The 19,119-nt window shown below is 54.8% G+C and carries 18 protein-coding genes; 1 reads left to right on the top strand and 17 read right to left on the bottom strand.

The window, feature by feature from the left end; translation table 11 throughout:
- Window positions 1-329: 329 nt before the first annotated feature.
- The 11 genes from KZH41_RS15440 to KZH41_RS15395 all read right to left on the bottom strand — a co-directional run bounded on the left by KZH41_RS15440 (window position 330) and on the right by KZH41_RS15395 (window position 11,936).
- On the bottom strand, window positions 330-923 hold the full coding sequence (locus KZH41_RS15440) for a fimbrial protein (RefSeq protein ID WP_263272847.1): 594 nt from the start codon (window positions 921-923) through the stop codon (window positions 330-332).
- 12 nt (window positions 924-935) lie between these two features.
- Window positions 936-3,371, bottom strand: a complete 2,436-nt coding sequence (locus tag KZH41_RS15435; protein WP_263272845.1) for a fimbria/pilus outer membrane usher protein — start codon at window positions 3,369-3,371, stop codon at window positions 936-938.
- An 11-nt stretch (window positions 3,372-3,382) separates the two neighbouring features.
- Window positions 3,383-4,081: a fimbria/pilus chaperone family protein gene (locus tag KZH41_RS15430; protein ID WP_263272843.1), complete on the bottom strand. Its 699-nt coding sequence runs from the start codon at window positions 4,079-4,081 to the stop codon at window positions 3,383-3,385.
- 111 nt (window positions 4,082-4,192) lie between these two features.
- The gene (locus KZH41_RS15425; RefSeq protein ID WP_263272841.1) at window positions 4,193-4,672 is read right to left on the bottom strand and encodes a hypothetical protein; all 480 of its coding nucleotides are present in this window, start codon (window positions 4,670-4,672) and stop codon (window positions 4,193-4,195) included.
- 66 nt (window positions 4,673-4,738) lie between these two features.
- Window positions 4,739-4,894, bottom strand: coding sequence for a DUF1120 domain-containing protein (locus tag KZH41_RS30470; protein WP_412548771.1), 156 nt, complete (start codon window positions 4,892-4,894; stop codon window positions 4,739-4,741).
- A gap of 314 nt (window positions 4,895-5,208) precedes the next feature.
- A complete protein-coding gene (locus KZH41_RS15420) occupies window positions 5,209-8,355 on the bottom strand; it encodes an autotransporter outer membrane beta-barrel domain-containing protein (protein ID WP_263272839.1) in 3,147 nt (1,048 codons plus the stop codon).
- A 289-nt stretch (window positions 8,356-8,644) separates the two neighbouring features.
- Entirely contained in the window at window positions 8,645-9,271 is a 627-nt protein-coding gene (locus KZH41_RS15415) for a response regulator transcription factor (protein WP_263272838.1), read from the bottom strand.
- A 571-nt stretch (window positions 9,272-9,842) separates the two neighbouring features.
- Window positions 9,843-10,616: an OmpA family protein gene (locus KZH41_RS15410; RefSeq protein WP_263272836.1), complete on the bottom strand. Its 774-nt coding sequence runs from the start codon at window positions 10,614-10,616 to the stop codon at window positions 9,843-9,845.
- Between the two features lie 10 nt (window positions 10,617-10,626).
- The gene (locus tag KZH41_RS15405) at window positions 10,627-11,040 is read right to left on the bottom strand and encodes a DUF4398 domain-containing protein (protein WP_263272834.1); all 414 of its coding nucleotides are present in this window, start codon (window positions 11,038-11,040) and stop codon (window positions 10,627-10,629) included.
- Window positions 11,041-11,110: 70 nt separating this feature from the next.
- Complete coding sequence (locus KZH41_RS15400; protein WP_263272833.1) at window positions 11,111-11,275, bottom strand: hypothetical protein; 165 nt, start codon at window positions 11,273-11,275, stop codon at window positions 11,111-11,113.
- Window positions 11,276-11,711: 436 nt separating this feature from the next.
- Window positions 11,712-11,936 (bottom strand): hypothetical protein, encoded by a 225-nt coding sequence (locus tag KZH41_RS15395; protein ID WP_263272831.1) that lies wholly within the window; start codon window positions 11,934-11,936, stop codon window positions 11,712-11,714.
- A gap of 272 nt (window positions 11,937-12,208) precedes the next feature.
- Here KZH41_RS15395 and KZH41_RS15390 point away from each other — a divergent pair, with 272 nt between their 5' ends.
- Window positions 12,209-12,658, top strand: a complete 450-nt coding sequence (locus tag KZH41_RS15390; RefSeq protein WP_263272829.1) for a response regulator transcription factor — start codon at window positions 12,209-12,211, stop codon at window positions 12,656-12,658.
- Between the two features lie 61 nt (window positions 12,659-12,719).
- Here the strand turns inward: KZH41_RS15390 and KZH41_RS15385 are convergent, their stop codons facing one another.
- The 6 genes from KZH41_RS15385 to KZH41_RS15360 all read right to left on the bottom strand — a co-directional run bounded on the left by KZH41_RS15385 (window position 12,720) and on the right by KZH41_RS15360 (window position 19,052).
- Window positions 12,720-13,097 (bottom strand): type 1 fimbrial protein, encoded by a 378-nt coding sequence (locus tag KZH41_RS15385; RefSeq protein ID WP_263272827.1) that lies wholly within the window; start codon window positions 13,095-13,097, stop codon window positions 12,720-12,722.
- Window positions 13,098-13,284: 187 nt separating this feature from the next.
- Entirely contained in the window at window positions 13,285-13,800 is a 516-nt protein-coding gene (locus KZH41_RS15380; RefSeq protein WP_263272826.1) for a fimbrial protein, read from the bottom strand.
- Window positions 13,801-13,910: 110 nt separating this feature from the next.
- Complete coding sequence (locus tag KZH41_RS15375) at window positions 13,911-14,423, bottom strand: fimbrial protein (protein WP_263272825.1); 513 nt, start codon at window positions 14,421-14,423, stop codon at window positions 13,911-13,913.
- 45 nt (window positions 14,424-14,468) lie between these two features.
- Window positions 14,469-15,572: a fimbrial protein gene (locus KZH41_RS15370; protein ID WP_263272823.1), complete on the bottom strand. Its 1,104-nt coding sequence runs from the start codon at window positions 15,570-15,572 to the stop codon at window positions 14,469-14,471.
- Window positions 15,573-15,665: 93 nt separating this feature from the next.
- The gene (locus tag KZH41_RS15365; protein ID WP_263272821.1) at window positions 15,666-18,218 is read right to left on the bottom strand and encodes a fimbria/pilus outer membrane usher protein; all 2,553 of its coding nucleotides are present in this window, start codon (window positions 18,216-18,218) and stop codon (window positions 15,666-15,668) included.
- A gap of 156 nt (window positions 18,219-18,374) precedes the next feature.
- The gene (locus KZH41_RS15360; RefSeq protein WP_263272819.1) at window positions 18,375-19,052 is read right to left on the bottom strand and encodes a fimbria/pilus periplasmic chaperone; all 678 of its coding nucleotides are present in this window, start codon (window positions 19,050-19,052) and stop codon (window positions 18,375-18,377) included.
- Between the last annotated feature and the right edge of the window lie 67 nt (window positions 19,053-19,119).

The following is a 19,119-nucleotide window of genomic DNA, read 5'->3' as shown; positions in this document are numbered from 1 at the left end:
GCGACACCACCTATCAGTGTGGGTCGTAGTCCTGCCTAGCTGACGCGTCTTTGCGTAGACGTAAATAAGTGCCGTTGATGAAGGTGTCAATGTGGCGCTTTGCCAACACAGGCACAGTCAAGGCGATCACCCTATCGCTCTACTCGCGAATCGCTGGCCAGGAACAGACCATCACGGCCAACGGCGACAACGATACTCGGACGGTTGCCGCCTCCAATGGCACAGCCGTTCTGCCCCTGGGCGCCGCTTACTTCAACAATCTTTGGGGCCGGTTCCCAGTGGCACCCTGATAAGTACAGTAACCGTCAATATCTCGTACAACTGGTGAGTCAATTCATTAGCTCAAGCGTCAGCGTTGCTTCACTGCTTTGGCGTGCGGAGACACGTGTCTCCGCTTCCGGCAGCACTGGCTCGATCTCTAGGCGTGCGGTAAATGCCTTACCTTTGGCCAAACGGCCGTTCGCAATTGGCGCGAAGATTTGCCCTGGTTGCAGCAGCCGTGTGTCGCTTGCGGCCCCGCTGACAATACCTTCTAGACTGGTAGAAACCACCTGAACGCTTTGCCCGTCCAACTGCGCCTCCGATATTCGTACCGTCATGCTGCCCTGATCGCCATAGCGCAAATTACCGGTGGCCGAGCGGTCGCCACGCAGGGCGAAACGCATACTTTGGGAGTAAGGGCAAACCGCGCTTAAGATCATCGTGCGCTTGCCGGGAGTGAGCGTGTTGCGTCCCTGCGTCGTATCCTGCAATTGCCCGCGCGACATTGTCCCGTAGTCAATAACGTGGCTGCCCAATGAGAGTTTGCACCGGGCATCCACAGGTAGATTGAACTGCAATTTGCTGGTACCGCCGTTGGCTGGCGCAGCCGCTTGGGCGAGGGGCATCACCAGTAGGAACAAAAGGGGCAAGAACCTATTCATCAGCGACTCCGGTTAACGACATTGTGCATTGGCGGTTTCGTACAGCTCGTTTGCATCGGCCTTTTTCGGTAACGTGAGCATAAAGGTGCAAAGGGTCTTGCCGGAATTTTGAACGATAAGTTTGCCTTGGCCGGCATCGGGAACAAACACGCTGCCGTTTTCACCCACCACGGTGACAAAGTTACCGGCGCCGTCAAATACGCTGGCTCCGCGCGGTAGAGCATTACCTTGAGCATCCTTTACATCCACCAGTACACGGCGAGTGCGCACCACCTCAAAGTTGACGTAGTTCACCGATCCGCGAGCAGCTTCCGTTTCCTGATAGGCGTTAGCAATATCGACATTTTTTGCCAGGCTGCGCGTGTCCACTTGAACGGAGGAGCGTTTGTAACCGCTGAGCGTCGGTACCACGGCGTAGCCGCTATCATCGGTCCACGTTGGACCCGACGGGGTGTCAAGTTTCACGCCGCCCTCCTCACCCACTTTGGCAACTCCGAATGTCTCACCTACACGATAAGGCGAAAGGGTAAATCCATGGTCGTGCGCCACTACGGCTCCCGCCGCTCGCGCCGACCAAGTGGTGTAGTCATCAGAGTCGTGGCTCAGGCTACCGCTAAGCTGGCTGGCTGGCGTAACCATGTCCATGCTCGCACTGGTTGAGGTGCGGTGATTAAGAAAATCCTGTTCGCTCGCCAAGCTCCATCCGCGGTCCTGACTGGAGCGATCGGTGTAACGTACCCCCGCCCGGCTACTGCTTTTGGCCGTATTGACATAGCTGCTGACGCTGCGGCTGCCAAACGGAATATTGACGGTCAGGTAAAAACGGCTGTCTGCATCGGTGGTTGAGGTGCCAGTGTCATGCTCCAGGCTGGCGCCCAGGTAGACCTGGCCAAACTGCTTGCTCCAACCGCCACGCACGTAGTTCGTGTTTTCGCCATTAAAATCGGTGCTACGTGCCATCGAAAGCGAAAGCGTCCCGAGGGACTGTGTCGACCAGTTAATACCCACGCCAATCTGTTTCAAACTGCGCTGCACGGTAGTCTCATAGTCGTCATCGAGCAGGGCATAGCTTAGCTCACGATACCCATCGGTTTGCTGGCTGGCGTTAGCGCTGACACTCACCCGCTCGCTCAGAGTGTGGCTCAACGAGGCAGTAAATGACGTTCCCTGGAAACCGTGCCTGACATCGTTGGACAGAGTGCCCCGAAGTGACAACAACGTGGAGTCCCAAGGCTGCGTATCCAAGCCGATGGCTCCTGCACGATAAGGGCTGGAGCCCAGCACGCCGGCATTGATAGTGGTCTTGGGGTTAAGCACCCAACCATTGGCGATGGTGCCGAGCAACGGGGACTCGCTGGTGCCTTCCTGATCAAGCTTGCCTACTCCGAAAGAAAGGCCCGGCGCCACGGCATTACCATTAAGTAGCAAGGTGGACGCCGGAACGATAAAACGGCGTTTCTCACCATTGCTGCCGGTAAGGGTGACCTCCAGATCCGAGCGGGTGTTGAGCAGCGAGAACCCTTGCAGGCGAAAGGGACCTGCCGGCACCGTCGTACTGTGCACTAACACGCCAGATTGGCGTACCTCTACCACCGACTGGGTATCGGCAATCCCCTCCACCAACGCAGGGCCACCAAGATTGCCCTGCAAGGCATCTTCGGGAAACACTTGAAACCCCAAGACCTGGCCAGTACCAAACATCGAGTTGGAAAGGCTCACCTGTCCCGCCTGCAGCACCTGCTTCGACCCGGCAAAACTGCGCTGCGCGTAAGCCGCCTGATGTTGCAACCTGGACTCGCCCTCAAAGCGCGTGAAAGTCTGGCGGCTGCGAATGATCCAGTCATTGATATTCACCCCGGCCTCGCTGCCCAACTGCATGAAGTTCAAATCTGCATCGGTACCGGCAGAGTCCATATATTGGGCGTCATAGTTAAACATCCCGGCAACGCCGCCGTGATTCCAGCTTTCTGCTTCCGAGCCAGGGCTGGCAACGGCCTGCATCGGCAATACCAGGTCGACCCGACCGGCTCCCGGGTCAAGACTGAGTTCCGTTTGTGGCCACGCCGTTTTCAGATCAAAACAGTCAATCGCTTCACTAAAGCCCGGCGGTGATCTGAGCCCGGCCTTCCTTTGAAATGCCTGGTCGGCACACAACTGTCCGTTTTCATTAAACCGGGCGTCGATCTTCCCTCGCCCTCTACCGTTGACCGTTAACACCACTGAGTTCTTGCCCGACAAGAAGCGTGGTGCGTTACGAAATAGCGCGGCAAGCGAAGGGTCGACGCCTCGGGACTTGATTGCTTGAGTATCAAACTCGGTTTCAAGTGAGTTGACAGGGTCTTGCGCCGCCAGCGCTTTTGGCATGCCCAAAGCGCTTGAGAACAACGCAAGGGAAAGCACAGAGCGGGAAAAATACTTTGGGATCGTCTGGCCGTACAACTGTGACACCGGTACCTTCCTTATCGACTTAATGTCGCGTCGTAGGTGTCGACCGAATAACCCCACGTAGTGGCCGGGGAAATACGCACTTGCTGGGCTACGCCCGGTTTTTTGTCGCCACTCAGCGTGACGTTTATGGTTTGCCCCGGCAGAACATAAGTATTGGGCAGGAGCCATTGAGTGTTGTCAGGCAGTGTCTGTACACCTGCCCCCAGACGCACAACATAAGGTGATGGGTTGCTGACCGTAAGAGTGCTGCCGCTGGCTTTCCACACCAAGTGTTTCCAAGGAGCAAGGTCTTTCTCCAGTCCAGCCGGGCGAATGATCACTGGCAAGTTCTGGCGAAGGGTAGTCCGCACTTCATTCTTGCCCATTTGCTGAGGAGGCAAACCGTCGAACGTCACGCGTTTAAGGCGTTCAGTCTTTAGTGGCTCCTTTGTAGCCATGATGAAACGCACGCGCTGAGTTTTACCCGGCTCTACGCGCGCTGCTGGCGGGGTCACAATCAGAAGATTTTCCGGATCATCCGAGGTGTTAATTAACGTAGTCAGCATCAACACCGGGAAAGCATCGGAGTTTTCAACATTGATGGCGCCTTCACCGTCACCTTGCTCAACAATAACCACGGATGTTTCGGGAATCATGCCGGTAGCGTAAGCACCAGCAGAAGCCAACCAAAGGGCTGCGGCTCCTGCATTGAGTAAGAAGGAACGTTTCATAGGGGTTACCGATACGACAGCGCTGCTCAATAAGATTGAACGGCGTCGAAGAACCTAGTCAGAATTACATTCAGGAAAAGCCGGGTTTACAACCCCGGCTTAATAACGAGATTACAAATAAACCAGTTCCAACGTAGTCAAACCGTCCAGCGCGATTGGCTTGCTGGTGTCCAACTCTGTCTTCTTATTGATATAAGCCTGAACACTAATTTGGGCATTCAGGGTTTTGAAGGCTATAGGTACCAGCGTTCCTGTCTTGGCCCACGAAGTATTCATATAATCAGAAGCAATGAGGCTGGCCTTCTGTCGCAGACCCCAAGTATCGCTTCCACCCGCATCCCATTTTTGAATAGCATCCACAGCAACGCCATCTGCAGTCGTGGTTGCTGTTTCAGTACCCAGTGCATAGCCCCCAATTTTACTCGTGCCATCAAGTCCCAAGCCTACAGCGCTTACAAGAGGGAAACCCAAAAGTGCTACCGGTGAATACCCGGCACCAGAAACACCTTCTGTTGCACCTGCCAGCGAGTTCGGGCGTCCGTTCACCGGCTTCAGCGCTACTTTCGCAGGCGCATCGCAGATAATGCTCAATGCGACTGTTTTTACCGGTAGTACGGTGTAAGCAGTATCCGACAGCGAGTCCGGACTGATACTGCCCTAGTCAACGACACCGCCACCCGCTAAAGTTGGTTTGCACGAAGCAGGGGTGATAGTACCGATTACTTTTACATCTACCGAGTCTGCCAGCGCGCTAAGGGAGGTGGTTGCGAGCACAGCCAAGGCGCAAGCTGACAATGCGTTAAGTTTCTTCATCTATATATTCCCTTTATTCAAGTATATTCAAGTTTATTCAGGAAGCCCCTGACTGGTACATCTGATACAGCTCTAGTGCACCGCGCACAGGTATACGCAAGACGGAAATTCTCTTTTCAAGTGAAAAGTGCCCACCGGCGCATAGCGTGTGTTTTATTTGTGTCATGACAAAAAAATCAATGGCAGATCGTTATTTCTTCACGCGTGTTGAGTGCAAACTAGCTTTTCGACCCGCTTAACGCTTAGTGCTCTAACGTGAAAAATTATGAATCAACGCAAGCCACAGAATAATGAGACTTGTCCCAAAAGCGGTATCACCAACTAAATCGATAACCCACGTTCACCGCCCATGGCCGATCAATACTCGAGCCTTGGCTGGTTTCCACGTCGGCAAACACTTGCTGCCGGCGATCCAGCTCGCCGGTCAGGCCTGCACCGGCGTACCAGCCGCCGCCGCTGCCATCGGGATGGCTACTGATGCCGTTGGTCTTGATGGTGTTCTGGGCCGAGAAGTCTTCGACCCAGCCTGCCTTGAGGTAAGGTTGCAGGTGCATGCCGTTGTCCAGCACCAGCTTGCGCCCGGTGCGCGCACCGGCTCGCATCTGCGTCGATACACCGTCCCCCGCGTCAACCTTCAGGCCGTTGTCGAGGCGGTAACTGTCTGCTGCCACGTAGAGCAGAGAGACCTGCACCTGAGGTTCGACAAACCAGCCCTCCTGCAGGCGGATCTGCTTGCCGAGCTCGACCGAGCCACCGGCACCCTGGCTGCGCGAATGACCGGAGACTTTGATGCCATCGGTGCCAATCACATCAAGCCGAGTGTCCCACCGGTTGAGCGTGAGCACGTTGTCGACGTACCAGCCCGTATCATCCAGGTAGGTGGCATACGCGCCCACATGGTAACTGTCGAGCGTGCCGTTGCCCTCCCCCTTGAAGTTCCGGTTGGTCTGGCTATAGCCGGCAAGACCGCCAACCACGAGTACGCCTTCGCCTTTGGATATGCGCATGTCGATGCCCACTTGCGTGCCCTGGACCTGTTGCGAAAAATCACGGCCCACGCCGTTGTCCAGGGACTGCTGCTGACCGAACCCGCGAACCCAGACACCTTCACCGCCCGAGCCCTCGCGCAGTTCTCCGACGCGCTGCACCAGCGTCGCGCGCTCGGCGTCCCAAGTGCCACGCAAGGTGGCGATGGCGCTGCTATTGATGGCTGCGTTGGCGCCGGTGGACAGGTTTTCAGGACCGGGCACTGGGCCAGGACCGGGACCGGGGCCAGGCGTCTGCCCGACGTTGACCAGATCCCAGCTGCCAGGCTTGACACCGGCTTGAAGCGCATAACGAAAGGTGCCGGCGTCCACCACGGCTCCAGTGTTGGCCAGGCTAAAGGAGCCCGGCCCCCCTGCACTTTCTACCAGTCTGAGGCTTCGGCCAGCGGCGTCGGGCTCACCGCCAGAGTTACGCACCAGAATCTGGTTTTGCCCCATGATCTGCCCGCCCACCAGCAGTCGATCACCTGCTTGCAAGCCCAGGTTGGTGTTCATGATGTATCGCCCGTTGCCGGTAAGGTCGCCGGCAACGCTCAATTGTTTAAAGGCCCCCGCAAGGCCTGGATCTGCGAATTCCACTACGCCGGCATTAGCCAAGTGGCTGACGGTTGAGTCCGCAGTGAGCGTCCAGGCACTGGTTTTGTCGATGGCCAGTTGGGCACTCTGCGCGTTGTCCTTGATCGCGCCCTCCAGTGCCGAATGATCGTTCAGGTTCAGGTGCAAGGTACCGGCGTCGACCACGACGTCGCCTGCAATCTGCGAGCGTACGGAATCCACTTGCACGTTCTGCGCGAGTACCCCGTTCTCGTTATCGGTGACCCGCAGCGCGATGCCTGGCTCGCCGGCCGTGCGGGCCAGCAGGTGGCTGTCGGTCAAACGTGTATTCAGGCCCCCGCCACTGACCAGAATGCCCACGCCGTTCTGCGTTTCGATCTGGCTGGAGTTGACCTCGATGTTGTTGACCACATCGGCACTGGTGGCATAGCTGTTGACGCCATGCGCATTGTCGCCGAGGGTTTTAACGTTCGCCCCCTGAAGCTGGCCCGTGCCATTGTTGCTGACGGCCAAGCCATGGGCCGACTCACCTTCAGTCAGCAAGTCGGAGTCGATAAACGTCACACTGGCCCCACGTCCGGAAGCGAACAAGCCAGTGGATGATGCGCCATGAGTGACCACTTGGCTGTCACGGATGGTGATCTCTGCCCCGGACAATCGCGCCACGGCGCCCATCGCGCTGCGGCCGAAGGTTTCTACCTGAGCCCCCTTCACATCGAACGCTGCGCCTGGGCTACCGCTGGTATCGGCCGAGGCATACAGGGCGTGGGAACTGCTGCCATGGGTGATGGTGCTCCCACCGTTGATGGTTGCCTGACCCGCGCGGTTATCGATGCCTGTGGCTTGACTGCCGAACGTCTCGATCTGCGTGTTTTTAAGATGTGCCTGGCTGCCCTTGCCTGGCAGCCAGATGCCTGAGCCATAGTTGCCCAGGGTCGTGATGCGTACGGTATCCAGGCTGGCGGTTGCAGCATCGGCATTGACGTTAACGCCGTAGCCATCCTTGGAAAGGATGTCGCTGTTGCTGATTTTAGCCATGCCGCCAGGGTCCTTCGACACACGGCTGAGCAAGACGCCATCGCCCTCGGCAGTGATGCTGCCATCACTGAACGTGAACGCTGCGCTGCTGACTCGCACACCCACCCCGCCGGCTGCCGTAAGGTTGACGCCCTTGGCAGTGAGGGACGAACCGCTGCCTTCGACGGCAATGGCCTCCATGTTGCCCTGTGCGTTGACCGCCACCTTGTCGAGCGCGATAGAGGCGCCGTCGGCGGCGCGAACCACGGTGCCATTGCTGGTCGAGCTGTTGGTGAGTGTCATGTTCGAGGCATCGATACGCGAGCCTGCACCACTGGCCGAAAGCGCTTCTGCTGCATAGCCCGAGGTGCTGATCGAACCACCGGACAATATCGCCTGCCCGCCCTTCGTAGCCACCACGCCACGGCTCGTGGCCCCCTCGGTGACGATCTGTAGATTGTTCAGCGAAATTCTGCTATTCGCACCGGTCACCACCACGGCATCGGCCCGGTCCGACCCTGCTGTGGCGATGTTGACATTACTCAACACGGCACTGCCTCCCGCCTCAACGTGCAGCCCTATCACCGCGTCTTTCTTGCTGGCCGCAGTGGCATGCACGTCGTAGCCGTCGCCCTGCAGTTGGTTCTGCGCGCCGCTGACATGCACAGCGGCGCCGCTGCCCGTCATCACAACGTGCGCGTTATCAATCGTGCGGGATTCGCGGTGCTCTGAGCTGATATCGATTTTTTCATAATCATCAGCCCGAGCAGCCGGCACGGAGAGTGTCATCACTGACAATGCGGAACTGATAGCTACCGCCATCGCTTTTTTAACCAGAACCATAATTTGCAAGCCTTTGCGTGAGCAGAGAGGCTTGAATGGTCGAGCTATGCGTTTAGCGACACTATGAGAACCGTCTCAAATTGCCGATCAGGAGGTGTCAGCGATTGCCTTGTAGCCATTAGGCCGGCACCGGCGTATTGACGCAAAATCGACTGGTATCCATCAAAACGGGGAGGATTTCGCTGATGGCGTTCCTAACCGACGCGGCAGCTATAATGAGACAAAGATGTGCAGAGGTCGGCTTCAGGTAACCACCTACAAACGCTCAAGCCGGCGCGTCATACGGCGATCAACCCAGGCCGTTACGTTTTGCAAACTCGAATAAATCGACGACCGATCGCAGATTAAGCTTGCGCAAAAGACGGGCCTTGTAGGTACTCACTGTCTTTTGACTCAATAGCAAATGCCCCGCTATTTCTTTGTTGCTCATGTCCTGTAGCAGTTGTTGCATGATGCCAAACTCGCGGTTCGATAAAAGCTCAATCAAACCATGCTCACCTAGCTCGTGGCGTTGTCCCCGCGGGGGAATGCGTAAATCCGGAAAGTATTTGTGTTGGCTGCGAACAGCCCGGATGGCATGTACCAATTCGCCCAGCTCATTTTGTTTATTTACAAAGCCGTGCGCACCTAATTGCCGGCAACGCGTCACCAAGTGGCCGGAGGGTAAGCCTGTCAATACGACGATTTTTACGGGGAGGTCTTTGGCCACGACTCTGCGAATAACGGTAAACCCATCGACGACCGGGATACCGATATCCAGAACCATGATTGCGGGGTTCAACTCTTCAACCAATCGTAGTGCGTCCGCTCCATTGTTTACCTCCGCCACCACGTCATAGCCTTCACTGGCCAGCAGCAATCTGACGGCCAAACAGATAGCGGGATGATCGTCGACGATTATTATTCGATTATTCATTGGGTATTACGCTCCCTTGAAATTTGTAGCCTTTCTCGGTACCACCTCCTTGTAGAAAACAGCTCTTGCACCTTCGAAAAAAACACCCAAATTTTTTCGAACAGAGCCTGACGCTCGCACTGCATTCGTTGCACGCAGCCACTGAACCAAAGCAGCCCGAAAACCCAGTGTAAGGGCGGCTAGAGAAGATCAAGCATTTGAAATCTCTGAGCTAAGTTCTGATGGGTCTATGCATTCAAAAAGGTAGGTCTTATAGGTTGTAACAAGCTCATGACTGATTCGCGGATCCATTGCCAGCCTGGCCTAACAACGTTGACGAGAACATAACGAGAACGGCCCCCCAGCAAACTTTTAATCTGGCACGCTGAGCTCTGCGTGCTCAACGCCTAAGGCGAGGCAACACCTTCGTCGCCTTCGGCAATAATGTGCTTACCACCGGAGGGTGATGACACGCGCAGGCTTGCCACAGGGGCGGTTTGAAGTCCGGTGAACACAGAAGGCCTGGGGTAAAAATTATTCGCAGCAAAAATTTCAGTAACACGTCGGGCCCGTGACCGGGCCCGACGCTTATTTAGTTACGCGTTCCAACGGCCGCTGAACCGTAGGAAATAATCACTTCCACCCGACGATTCAACTGTCGAGATTGTGCACTGGCGTTGTCGGCCACCGGGAACTGCTTGCCATACCCTTGGGTAGTCAGACGACGGGCATCAACACCCATTTTTATCAGGGCATTCTCGACCGCATCGGCGCGCTGTTCAGACAAGCGCTGGTTCAATACATCCCCGCCTACGTTGTCGGTAAAGCCTTCGATGCGCACCTTGCGCTCCGGGTTATCCGCCAGGTATTGCGCCAATTGCCCGATAGTGTTTTGGCTGTTGTACTTGAGCTCCGCCTTACCGGTGTCGAACAGCACGTCGCCAAACGTCACCACTTCGCCGCGATCGGTTTTTTTGGCGTTCAGCGCTTGCAACGCCTGGAGTTGCTGGGTCCGCACGTCGAGTTGTACCTGAGTACGCTCGGTGTCAATTTTCTTCAGGCCTGCCTCAGCCTCACGACCCAGGATTGTCTGCTCGGCGAAAGCTACTTTCTGGCTGGCCAGGTAGGCCAATTGATTGATCTGCGGTGCCTTACGGTCTTTGAGCGAGGCCTGATCCGCTTTATTCAGCGCTAGGAACGCGTCTTTGGTTTCGATCGCCGCCAGGGTGCTGGACTCCGGCTTGTTTTGCAGGTCGCTGAACTGCTGACGAGCCTGGACCAGATTGGGGTTTTCCGGCGGCGTGGCGCAACCGGCAAGGATCAGGCTCAGCCCGCAAACAGCAGGCAGTAAAATCGAAGTACGCATAGTCAATTCCTTATTCCGCGCCGGACGGTGGGGCAAAGCCAGTGTTTGGGGCCTGCAACATTTCTTTCTTCAGTACCTGAATACCGTTGTACGCATCACTCAGTTGACGTTGCGCTTTTACGGTCTGGGCCTTGCGCTCTGCCAGACTGGCGTCCACCTCAATCTGTTCTGCCAAGCTTTTCGCCGTGACGTAATCACGCTCGCCAATGGCGCGCTCCATCAGAAACATCTTGTCCTGGGCGATTTTCATTTCAAGTGGTGCGTATTGCGTTGCCTCAGCGGACACCGCTCGGCTGACCGCGTCCTTGGACAGCGATATCTGCTGATCGGGAATTGGCGTACTGGCGCAGGCACTTAAAGCGCCAGCCAGGATAATCAGGCAGGTGGATGCCCGCGCGCGGGAAGACACACGTTGAATATTCATAAGGTATTCCAGACAGTAAAAATGAGGTGAACCCGGTCTTTATTGATCTCTGAGTTCGACTTTAAAACGTTCAATCACCACGGTTTTTTGCTTTAAGGTTTGGGGTAATGGAGGGCACCAACGCGGCAAGCGCCGAGTCGCCAACAGGATCGATGTGCTCAATGAAGCGCCTTATCGACTGCTCATCGGCGACAGCCACCAAGCGAGTTGACGATGACTTTTCGATAATCAGCAACAGCACTTCCTTTCCCGAGCCGCAACGCCATACACCAGAGCGTTACGAACTTGAGGGTTGCAGCGACAGAACCGGGCAACATCGACACCCGCGGCCCGGACCAATTCCATATTGATCAACAGCACATCAAATAGCTCAAGGGGTTCGCAACTGTAATGCGTCAGGGTCATCAGTTCACTGAACGACTGCACAGGGGCAACACGGTAATAACCTAAACGATTCAGTATCTTTTCCAACGAGCTACGCTGTGCGCATTGGTCATCGGCAATCAATATTCGTACGTTTCGGTTAGCGCATGATGCGCACTCTTCAGAACACTCAAGGTTTAAACGGCAACCAGTGAATGCACACTAAGCGTTTTAACAATGGCAGGCGTTAAGACATGTCTCAAAAAATGAAAACTACTAAAGTTACCGCCGAAGGAATCAACGACTATTTACCTTTGGTGCATTAAAGGTGCGCTCACTTCACGGGTGGTGCGGGCCTTGGATTGCTCCCAACAGGCGTCTTCATAAGCCTGCTGCGCAGGCGTCATATGTTCGTAGGCCGTTCTGCGGGCGTCACGCTCCTCTGGTGTACCCAGAGGCATACCCTGTAGCTGGCTTGCCAACCCGTTGCGCATTGCACGGTTTTTACAAAAGGAGGCTTCTGTATAACGCATCGTGATACTCCTCACACAGTGAGCGCGAGCTGGGGAAAGCCGTTGTGGCAGGCCGGAACCATATATCAAAATGCTGTGCATACTTATAAGACCTGTCTCAAAAAGCACGTTGATGCGCATGCCGTCGAAACAAGATCGCCGCTACATAAGGCTACCGAATACAACTTGACCTGAGACTTGTCCCAAAATTCGCTTTAGCCGACCTACCACGCGCACAATCCATTCCCGTTGCATTATGCTTCCAGAACAGACAACTCCAGACTGGTTAGCAGATGAAAGAGCGCGTATTAATCGTCGACAATCACCCCGCCGTTCGAATGGCTATAAAACTAATGCTTGTCGACAGCGATTTTGATGTGGTTGCGGAGGTGGGTGATGGAGCCGTTGCGCTCAGGCTGATTCGTTCTTTGCATCCAACCGTCATTATCATGGACATTAATATCCCAACGGTTGACGGTTTGACGTTGATTAGCGAGCTCCATGCTAAAAAGCTTCCGCTTAAAGTTGTCGTATATACCGGCGACCCCTCTTACAACCTGGCATGTTACTGTCAGCAGATGGGTGTTCAGAGCGTACTCAGCAAGCAGTGCGAACTTTTAGAATTGATCAGCGCCGTGAAGGCGGTCGTTGACGGTGAAGAATACTTCCCGGAATTCTGGCGAGCGGTTCCCCGAGATACCTTTAAGGACAATGAAGTGATGAGCCCAAGGCTCTTGCAATGACTCCTCGCGTTGCTAGCGAATGTGCGCTCGCCAGCAACGGCGTAACGACCTCACTACGTTTTCATGGCGACGCCAGCGTAATCAGATAGGTGCCCGAATCAATTGGTGTGCCTGCCTCGCTTACCAAAACATATTGTTGATCGTAATAGCGCTGGTTCCGATCACTGTCCTGCACGATCCTGACTTCGGCCGCCGCTCCTTCCAGCGCAGCCACGCTGGCAATTGGCTTAACATTACGCGCTGAAATAATGGTGCCGCGGCTGGCTGATGGGCAGTCTGCGAGCGCGATCACGCCTCCCGGCCTTCCTGAAACATCACAACCCGCTGCAAACACCCGCCCGGTGATACTGATCACACCTTGCGCAGCCGGTGCTGAGTAAACATTGCCGACCATTGAGGAAAATGCCAACGCACCTGCAAAAAACCGTATGACTTTCATGACGACGCTCCTGAGTTCTTAAGGATTGCATCGTCAGTCTGGCCGAAAAGTTTAGTTTTTTCGTTGGCGCATGGTTTTTTCAATCGGGCGATCTGGCCCGAATGAGTTCACAGGAAGGGAGCAGCTCTGTTGTCACGGCTGCCAGCAATGCTGGCTGAAAGGCGCGTAGCCTTAATGCGCCGGGTATTCAGTTATACGTTATGTTGACCACAACGCGGCTTTTCAGGTCTCCAGGACCAACAGCGGAAAGCTTCCAATAGGCCGCAGCCAACGGCAGTAAGGCAATCCCGTTTACAACCGGCATGGTACGAACGCTGTCCGAGCCGTTTGCACGGATAGTCGACTCACCTTGAATGTTTGACATCAGAAGAAGGGCAATCCCCTTGGCGGTCCCCGTATTAGCGAAGCGCCATGTATCTTCCTTGGCAGGCTCGCCAGAGAAGGCAAAGGCGACGTTTTTGATTCCAGTGCCACAGTTAGCGGTCAAATCAAAGTATGTTCTCGGGGAGGATTGCTCTTTATCGAAATAGGCAGCAGGAATCGGATCCAAGGTCACCGTACGATTAACATCTCCAGCGGCCAGATCACAGGTACTGTTCTGAATCAAGCCCTCAACCGTAAAGGCTCCAGTCGTTGCCGCTTGGACGGTAACGGTTGTGCAGCCGAATAATACTGCTGTAAGCAAAAGTAGATGCACGTTCATCATGCCTCCCAACGAAAAATCACGGATTTCGCCCTCTCGCGCACCTTAGATCGGATAATGACGAAGCCAGCGTAAACTTGGCGAATTTTCAAAACAGCCATTTGCGACATTTAGTTATAAGTTACATTCACTGTCACAGTACTTATAAATGTACCAGCGGTGACAACCGTATCTGCCTTGAAATAAGAAGCCCGCAGCGCCATCAACGCCACACCATTTACAGTCGTTACGGTTCTTCTATTGTCTGTTCCATTGGCACGAATAGTGGTTGGCGTGGAGTCCTGGAGCCAGAGAGAAACGCCTGTTGCCTTGCCAGTGTTAACAAAGCGATAGCTATCCCCAGACACTGGTGTTCCAGAAAAAGTAAACGTTACATTTTTGACATCTGAATCACAGGTTGCCGTCAACTCAAACGACTTCGGTGCCAACGATTGCACAGCATCAAAATCAGAAACCTTAACGGTATCAAGGATAATCGTTCGGTTTACATCGCCCGCCGCTAAGTTACACGTACCCGGTTGGATCAGCCCTTGGAATGTCAGCGTTCCGGTAGTCGCCGCCAGGGCAGTGCCGATACTGCCCTTCATTACAAAAAGCGCCAATAAAATTAATTCCGGTTTCATTTATTCCACTCCCTCATATAGATATGACTTTTAATTATTGAGGATTTAATTATAAGTGATATTGACGGTCACCACTGTTGCCAACGTTCCTGTGGTCGCTGAGGTGCCAGAGGTAATGAAATAAGCGGCACCGACCGGCAGTACAGCTTTACCCCCGGATACTGCTACAGTTCGGGTATTCGAGCTGCTGTCGGCAGTAATCGTCTTATCAGCCCCAACACGATCAAAAAGCCACAAACCCACGCCGCTGGATGTGCCTGTATTCTTAAAGCGCCAAGCATCCGTTGGCGAGGGTGTGCCGGTAAATTTGAATGTCACGTTACTGGCACTGGGACAATTCGCCGTTAACTCGAACGCTATTCTGCCAGCGGTTTTGTTTACAAATGAGTCTGGCTTGACAGTATCGAGTTTTACCACCCGGTTAGTATCGCCAGCTGCTAAGTCACAAGTCGCGCCTTTGACGCTAATTTTTAAGCCGCTCAGATATATCACACTTGTAGCGCCCGGCGAACCATCAATTGAACCTGACTTACTATCTCTCGATCGCGTAATTGCTAGATATTGAGTTGGGATATTATATGCACCTGGATTCACCTTTGCTGTAGCGACAAAGGCTACGCGGACCACAAATCCCATCTGACCAGGGAAACCCGCATAGTTAATTACTTGCCCTACGCTTCCCTTATCTGCCGTTAGCTTTGTCGGGGTATCGCAACAAAAATTTGCCTCCCTGATATCTAAAGCATAACCAATCCCCGGCACGCCTGTCGGATATACTGAGTATCCATTCCATTTGCTGACCGATGTGTTTTCCGAGCGCACCCACGACTTTGCCCACGTGTTCGGCGGACAACCAGAGAAGACCGGGTTATAATAAGACCCACTACTAAGATTAGTTATTGCAGACCCGGCTGATATAGGCCCATTAACACTTGGCGCAGCAATGTTAATAGTCTGAGTGCTTACTGCAACTACCGTTGGCGTACACGCTTCAGCTGCCATTGCACGCTCAGGCAGCGCAATGGAAAAAAGCCAAAAAGTTAAAGTTATACATACGAAGCAAATCGTCAGTCGGGCAATCATTATTTTTGCCACCCTCCAACTAACATCTGGACAGTATTGAGAAGAAAAGCTTTTATCCGAAATCATCTTTGGGTCTCTGTAGGAGGGCTCGCCGTCGTTGTGCGCATGCCTACTTCAAGGCAATCGTTCCTGCCGGTTATAAGCGTCTTCGAGTCATACTCAGCCTTTACACAAGCCACTCACCTGCGGCAGTGTCGTATGTGCAGGTGCCACGGCAGTGCCTAAATCAAAAGGTATACGGCACATGCCACCGCGCTCCTCGCTCCAACGCACCGTCAATTCACCCTTGGTTTGTGCTACACGCACGAACATTTTCCCGGCCTGCCCCGCTACGCCTACGCTGGTGCCCAACTCGTCAAATACATCAGCGCCATACGGTACTGGGTTGCCGTCTGCCCTTACGGCGTTGATCAGCAATGCCCGGCCGGTGCTAGTGTCAAAATTCAGCATCACTACCGAACCGGCGGGAGGTGCCACGTTCTGCGACGCTGTCTTCAGTTCCACGTCGTGGGACATGCCCTTGGGGTCCAGCTCCACCGAGTTACTGCGGTACGGGGTCAGGTAAGGAATAACCGCATAACCATTGCTGCCAATTTGTGAGTTGCCGCCACTGCCAACCCATGCACCCTCGGCGCCGGGGGCGTGGACAAGTCCAAAGGTGTCGCCCATCTCTGGTGCAAACGTCACTCCGCCGGGATGGATGACTACGCCACCTGTGGCCCCAAGGGACGTAGAGCGGTAACCATTACCCTGACTGAAACTGCCGGAGGTTTGCGCGTACTGACCACGGTAAGTGAGGTTAGCGTCACTGCTGCTATTGCTTGGGCCGGTGTCGGTGGCCTGGGCGTAGCTGGTTGAAACGCCATAGTTGATCTGGTTGCGCTCCCCTGCCATGCCGCTGAGTCCCGCGCGCGCACTGCCTTGTTTATCATTGCGGCTAAGCGTGGTCGACAGCGTGGGAGAGCGTGGGCTATCGCCGATCGGTAAGCTAAAGGTCAAATCAATTTGATTGCGCGTTTGGTCGCTGATCAGGTCCAAACTGCGCTGTGCCGTGATGGTGTAGTTCACCTGACCCCAGGAGCCGCTGTAGCCGGCGGTAAAGTCCACGGTGCTGCTTTGTCGGTTCCAGTACTGCTGAGAAGAACCGGTCAGGAACACCGAGCCGGAAGGCAGGCTTTGACTAATACTGATGTCGAAGCGCTCGCGCAGGCGGCCTACGTCAGTCAGGTCACCACCGTTTGTTGCAACCTCACGCAGTTGTGCCGCATCCCGCGCGCCGAGGAAACCATCGGTAGAGTACCGGAAGGCACCGAGTGCAAAGTTGGTTCCGGTTTCGGCAAAGTTTTTGTTATAGCGCACCTGCACACTTTGGCCTTGCAGCGAGCCGAGGCCCGGTACGTCCGTGCGCGAAGCGGTCAGGTCAAATGACAGCGCACCCACCGGGGTGTTAAATGCCACACCGATCAAGGGTGAATAATAGCCCTCAGCTACCGTGGCACCGGTGTAGCCCGTCAACAAATTGCTGAAGCCGCGCTGATAAGTGCCCTGCATCAACCAAGGATTGCTGGAAATTCCGAGCTCCTCCATTGAGCCGACGCTGAACGAATAGCGCGAGTAGCCCGGGCGCAACAAGTTGGCATTGGAAGCAAATGGCACAATAAATTTGCGTTGTCGCCCATCTGCTTCGGTAACGGTAACTTCCAAGTCACCGCCATAACCGGTGGGGAATAAATCCTCGAGCACAAACGGGCCAGGCGCCACCGACACCTCATCAATTAACATGCCGCGCTGGCGCACGGTAACCTTGGCATTGGTTTCGGCTACCCCGCGCACGATGGGTGCAAAGCCTGTGAGCGAGTCGGGCATCATCCGGTCATCAGTGGCCAAGGTCACACCGCGCAGGCGAATACTGTCAAAAAACTCACCGGTGGTGTAGATCTGCCCTGCCATCAATTGCGACTGGATGCCTGAAAAACCACGTTGCACGTAGGTTGCACTGCTCTGATAACCAGAGCTGTATGAGTTACTGCTATAAGAACCGTTATGGCGGAAATTCCAATCGCCCAGATTGAGACCGGCGTTAAGCCCCAAGTAGCCGGAATTCGAGGCTTGGCCATTGGTGCTGTTGGCGTACGCATTCGCGTTATAGCGCACGAACCCGGCATTCATGCCGGTGGCCCAGTGTTCGGGGCTCACATAGCCTCGGGCCTTATGGGCCATATAGATTTGGGGGACTTGCAGCTCTAATTTGCCCTCACCCGAATTGAACTCAGCGACAGCGCCTGGAACATACTTACCGATGTCACCGCAGACCTGTGTTGGCGGAAACGCAGGCGGTACCGCCTCACCCGCTTGGGCGGCCTTCTGTCCAACGCCATCGATGTCGATGCCAAATCTGATCAACAGGTTGCGCTCCATGCACAGCTGAGCGCTGTCTTCGCCATCCACTGCGGCGAACGCAAGCTCTTCGCGACCGACCCAGGTTCCATTTACGTAGACTTCTGAGCGATAGGTGCCTGGCAATACAACGTTGCCACGGTTGAAGCGTGTAACGTCGAATTTGCCTGAGCCCGTATCGCTTGGAAAAAATGCCGGGTTGAACTCGACCTGATCAACGTTAGACGCAGCCAAAGCGCTGCCACTTCCCAACAGCAAGATGCTGTGGATCACCGTAGCCAGGCGGCGGCGCGAAAAACTTGAGGAGTGCTGCATATTCGACCTCATTACTGGCATTCCAGATCTGTTGCTCGGCCAAAAACGGGCAAGCCGGGGTCCACGCAGCTATGCAGGTAGCGCGCAAACGTCGTGCTGTAGTGGTGTGCTTATCGGTGCTACAGGAACGAATCGGCCCTAAGGACGGTCAAGTCGTCAGTGGGACACCTTGCTGGTGTGCGAGACCTTTGCGCCAATATCGTCAATGGATTCAAACTCCACTTGCGCGTCTGCGCCTGGCATCGATTTCAGGCTGGGCAGAGCGAAGGTCGAATCAGCACCCGGCCCGACCATATTGTCAGCACTGGTCTGCCCGACCGGTTTTTCATAGCGCTTGCCGGCGACGTTCAAACTGACCGAGTCAAAGCTCACATAGTAGGGGCTCGGGTTGCTCACCTTCAGGGCAAAACCCTGCTTGTCTTCAACCACATCCCAGGTCAGTTTTTCCGGGGCCAGGGTTGGCTCATAAGGTAAGTCCTTAGGTCGGAAAAACACCTTTAGCCGAGTACGGAAAGCCAACTGCAATTGGTTCGCGGCCTCCTCATCTTTGACTTTTGGTGGCACTTCCAGCATGTTCAACCAAAACAGGCTTTCTTTGTTGGTGGGCAATGCTTCGCCGGTATACACCAAGCGTACAACCTGTTGTTTTTCAGGCTCCAGGCGAAAGACCGGAGGGGTTGCGATGAACGGCACTTTGGCTTTTTCCGGCGCAACGTTTTCATTGCCATCGTCCAGCCAGACCTGTACCAGCGCTGGCCGCTTGTTTTTGCTTTGAAACCAAACCGATACGTCTTTCTGGTCCGCTGGGTAGATCACCCGGGTACCGCTGATCACCACGCCTGCTTGTGCAGGGTTACTGGTCGCCAATGCCAGGCAAGCGATTGTGAAAACGCCAGCAATA

It is taken from the genome of Pseudomonas sp. YeP6b (assembly GCF_025642995.1).
Taxonomy (GTDB): Bacteria; Pseudomonadota; Gammaproteobacteria; order Pseudomonadales; family Pseudomonadaceae; genus Aquipseudomonas.
The sequence above is the reverse complement of the archived record's forward strand: the minus strand, read 5'-3'. Positions and strand labels throughout refer to the sequence as shown.

Coding starts and splice junctions, on each gene's coding strand:
- KZH41_RS15440 (WP_263272847.1), bottom strand. CDS start 923: ATGAATAGGTTCTTGCCCCTTTTGTTCCTACTGGTGATGCCCCTCGCC.
- KZH41_RS15430 (WP_263272843.1), bottom strand. CDS start 4,081: ATGAAACGTTCCTTCTTACTCAATGCAGGAGCCGCAGCCCTTTGGTTG.
- KZH41_RS30470 (WP_412548771.1), bottom strand. CDS start 4,894: ATGAAGAAACTTAACGCATTGTCAGCTTGCGCCTTGGCTGTGCTCGCA.
- KZH41_RS15420 (WP_263272839.1), bottom strand. CDS start 8,355: ATGGTTCTGGTTAAAAAAGCGATGGCGGTAGCTATCAGTTCCGCATTG.
- KZH41_RS15415 (WP_263272838.1), bottom strand. CDS start 9,271: ATGAATAATCGAATAATAATCGTCGACGATCATCCCGCTATCTGTTTG.
- KZH41_RS15410 (WP_263272836.1), bottom strand. CDS start 10,616: ATGCGTACTTCGATTTTACTGCCTGCTGTTTGCGGGCTGAGCCTGATC.
- KZH41_RS15405 (WP_263272834.1), bottom strand. CDS start 11,040: ATGAATATTCAACGTGTGTCTTCCCGCGCGCGGGCATCCACCTGCCTG.
- KZH41_RS15395 (WP_263272831.1), bottom strand. CDS start 11,936: ATGCGTTATACAGAAGCCTCCTTTTGTAAAAACCGTGCAATGCGCAAC.
- KZH41_RS15390 (WP_263272829.1), top strand. CDS start 12,209: ATGAAAGAGCGCGTATTAATCGTCGACAATCACCCCGCCGTTCGAATG.
- KZH41_RS15385 (WP_263272827.1), bottom strand. CDS start 13,097: ATGAAAGTCATACGGTTTTTTGCAGGTGCGTTGGCATTTTCCTCAATG.
- KZH41_RS15380 (WP_263272826.1), bottom strand. CDS start 13,800: ATGAACGTGCATCTACTTTTGCTTACAGCAGTATTATTCGGCTGCACA.
- KZH41_RS15375 (WP_263272825.1), bottom strand. CDS start 14,423: ATGAAACCGGAATTAATTTTATTGGCGCTTTTTGTAATGAAGGGCAGT.
- KZH41_RS15370 (WP_263272823.1), bottom strand. CDS start 15,572: ATGATTTCGGATAAAAGCTTTTCTTCTCAATACTGTCCAGATGTTAGT.
- KZH41_RS15365 (WP_263272821.1), bottom strand. CDS start 18,218: ATGCAGCACTCCTCAAGTTTTTCGCGCCGCCGCCTGGCTACGGTGATC.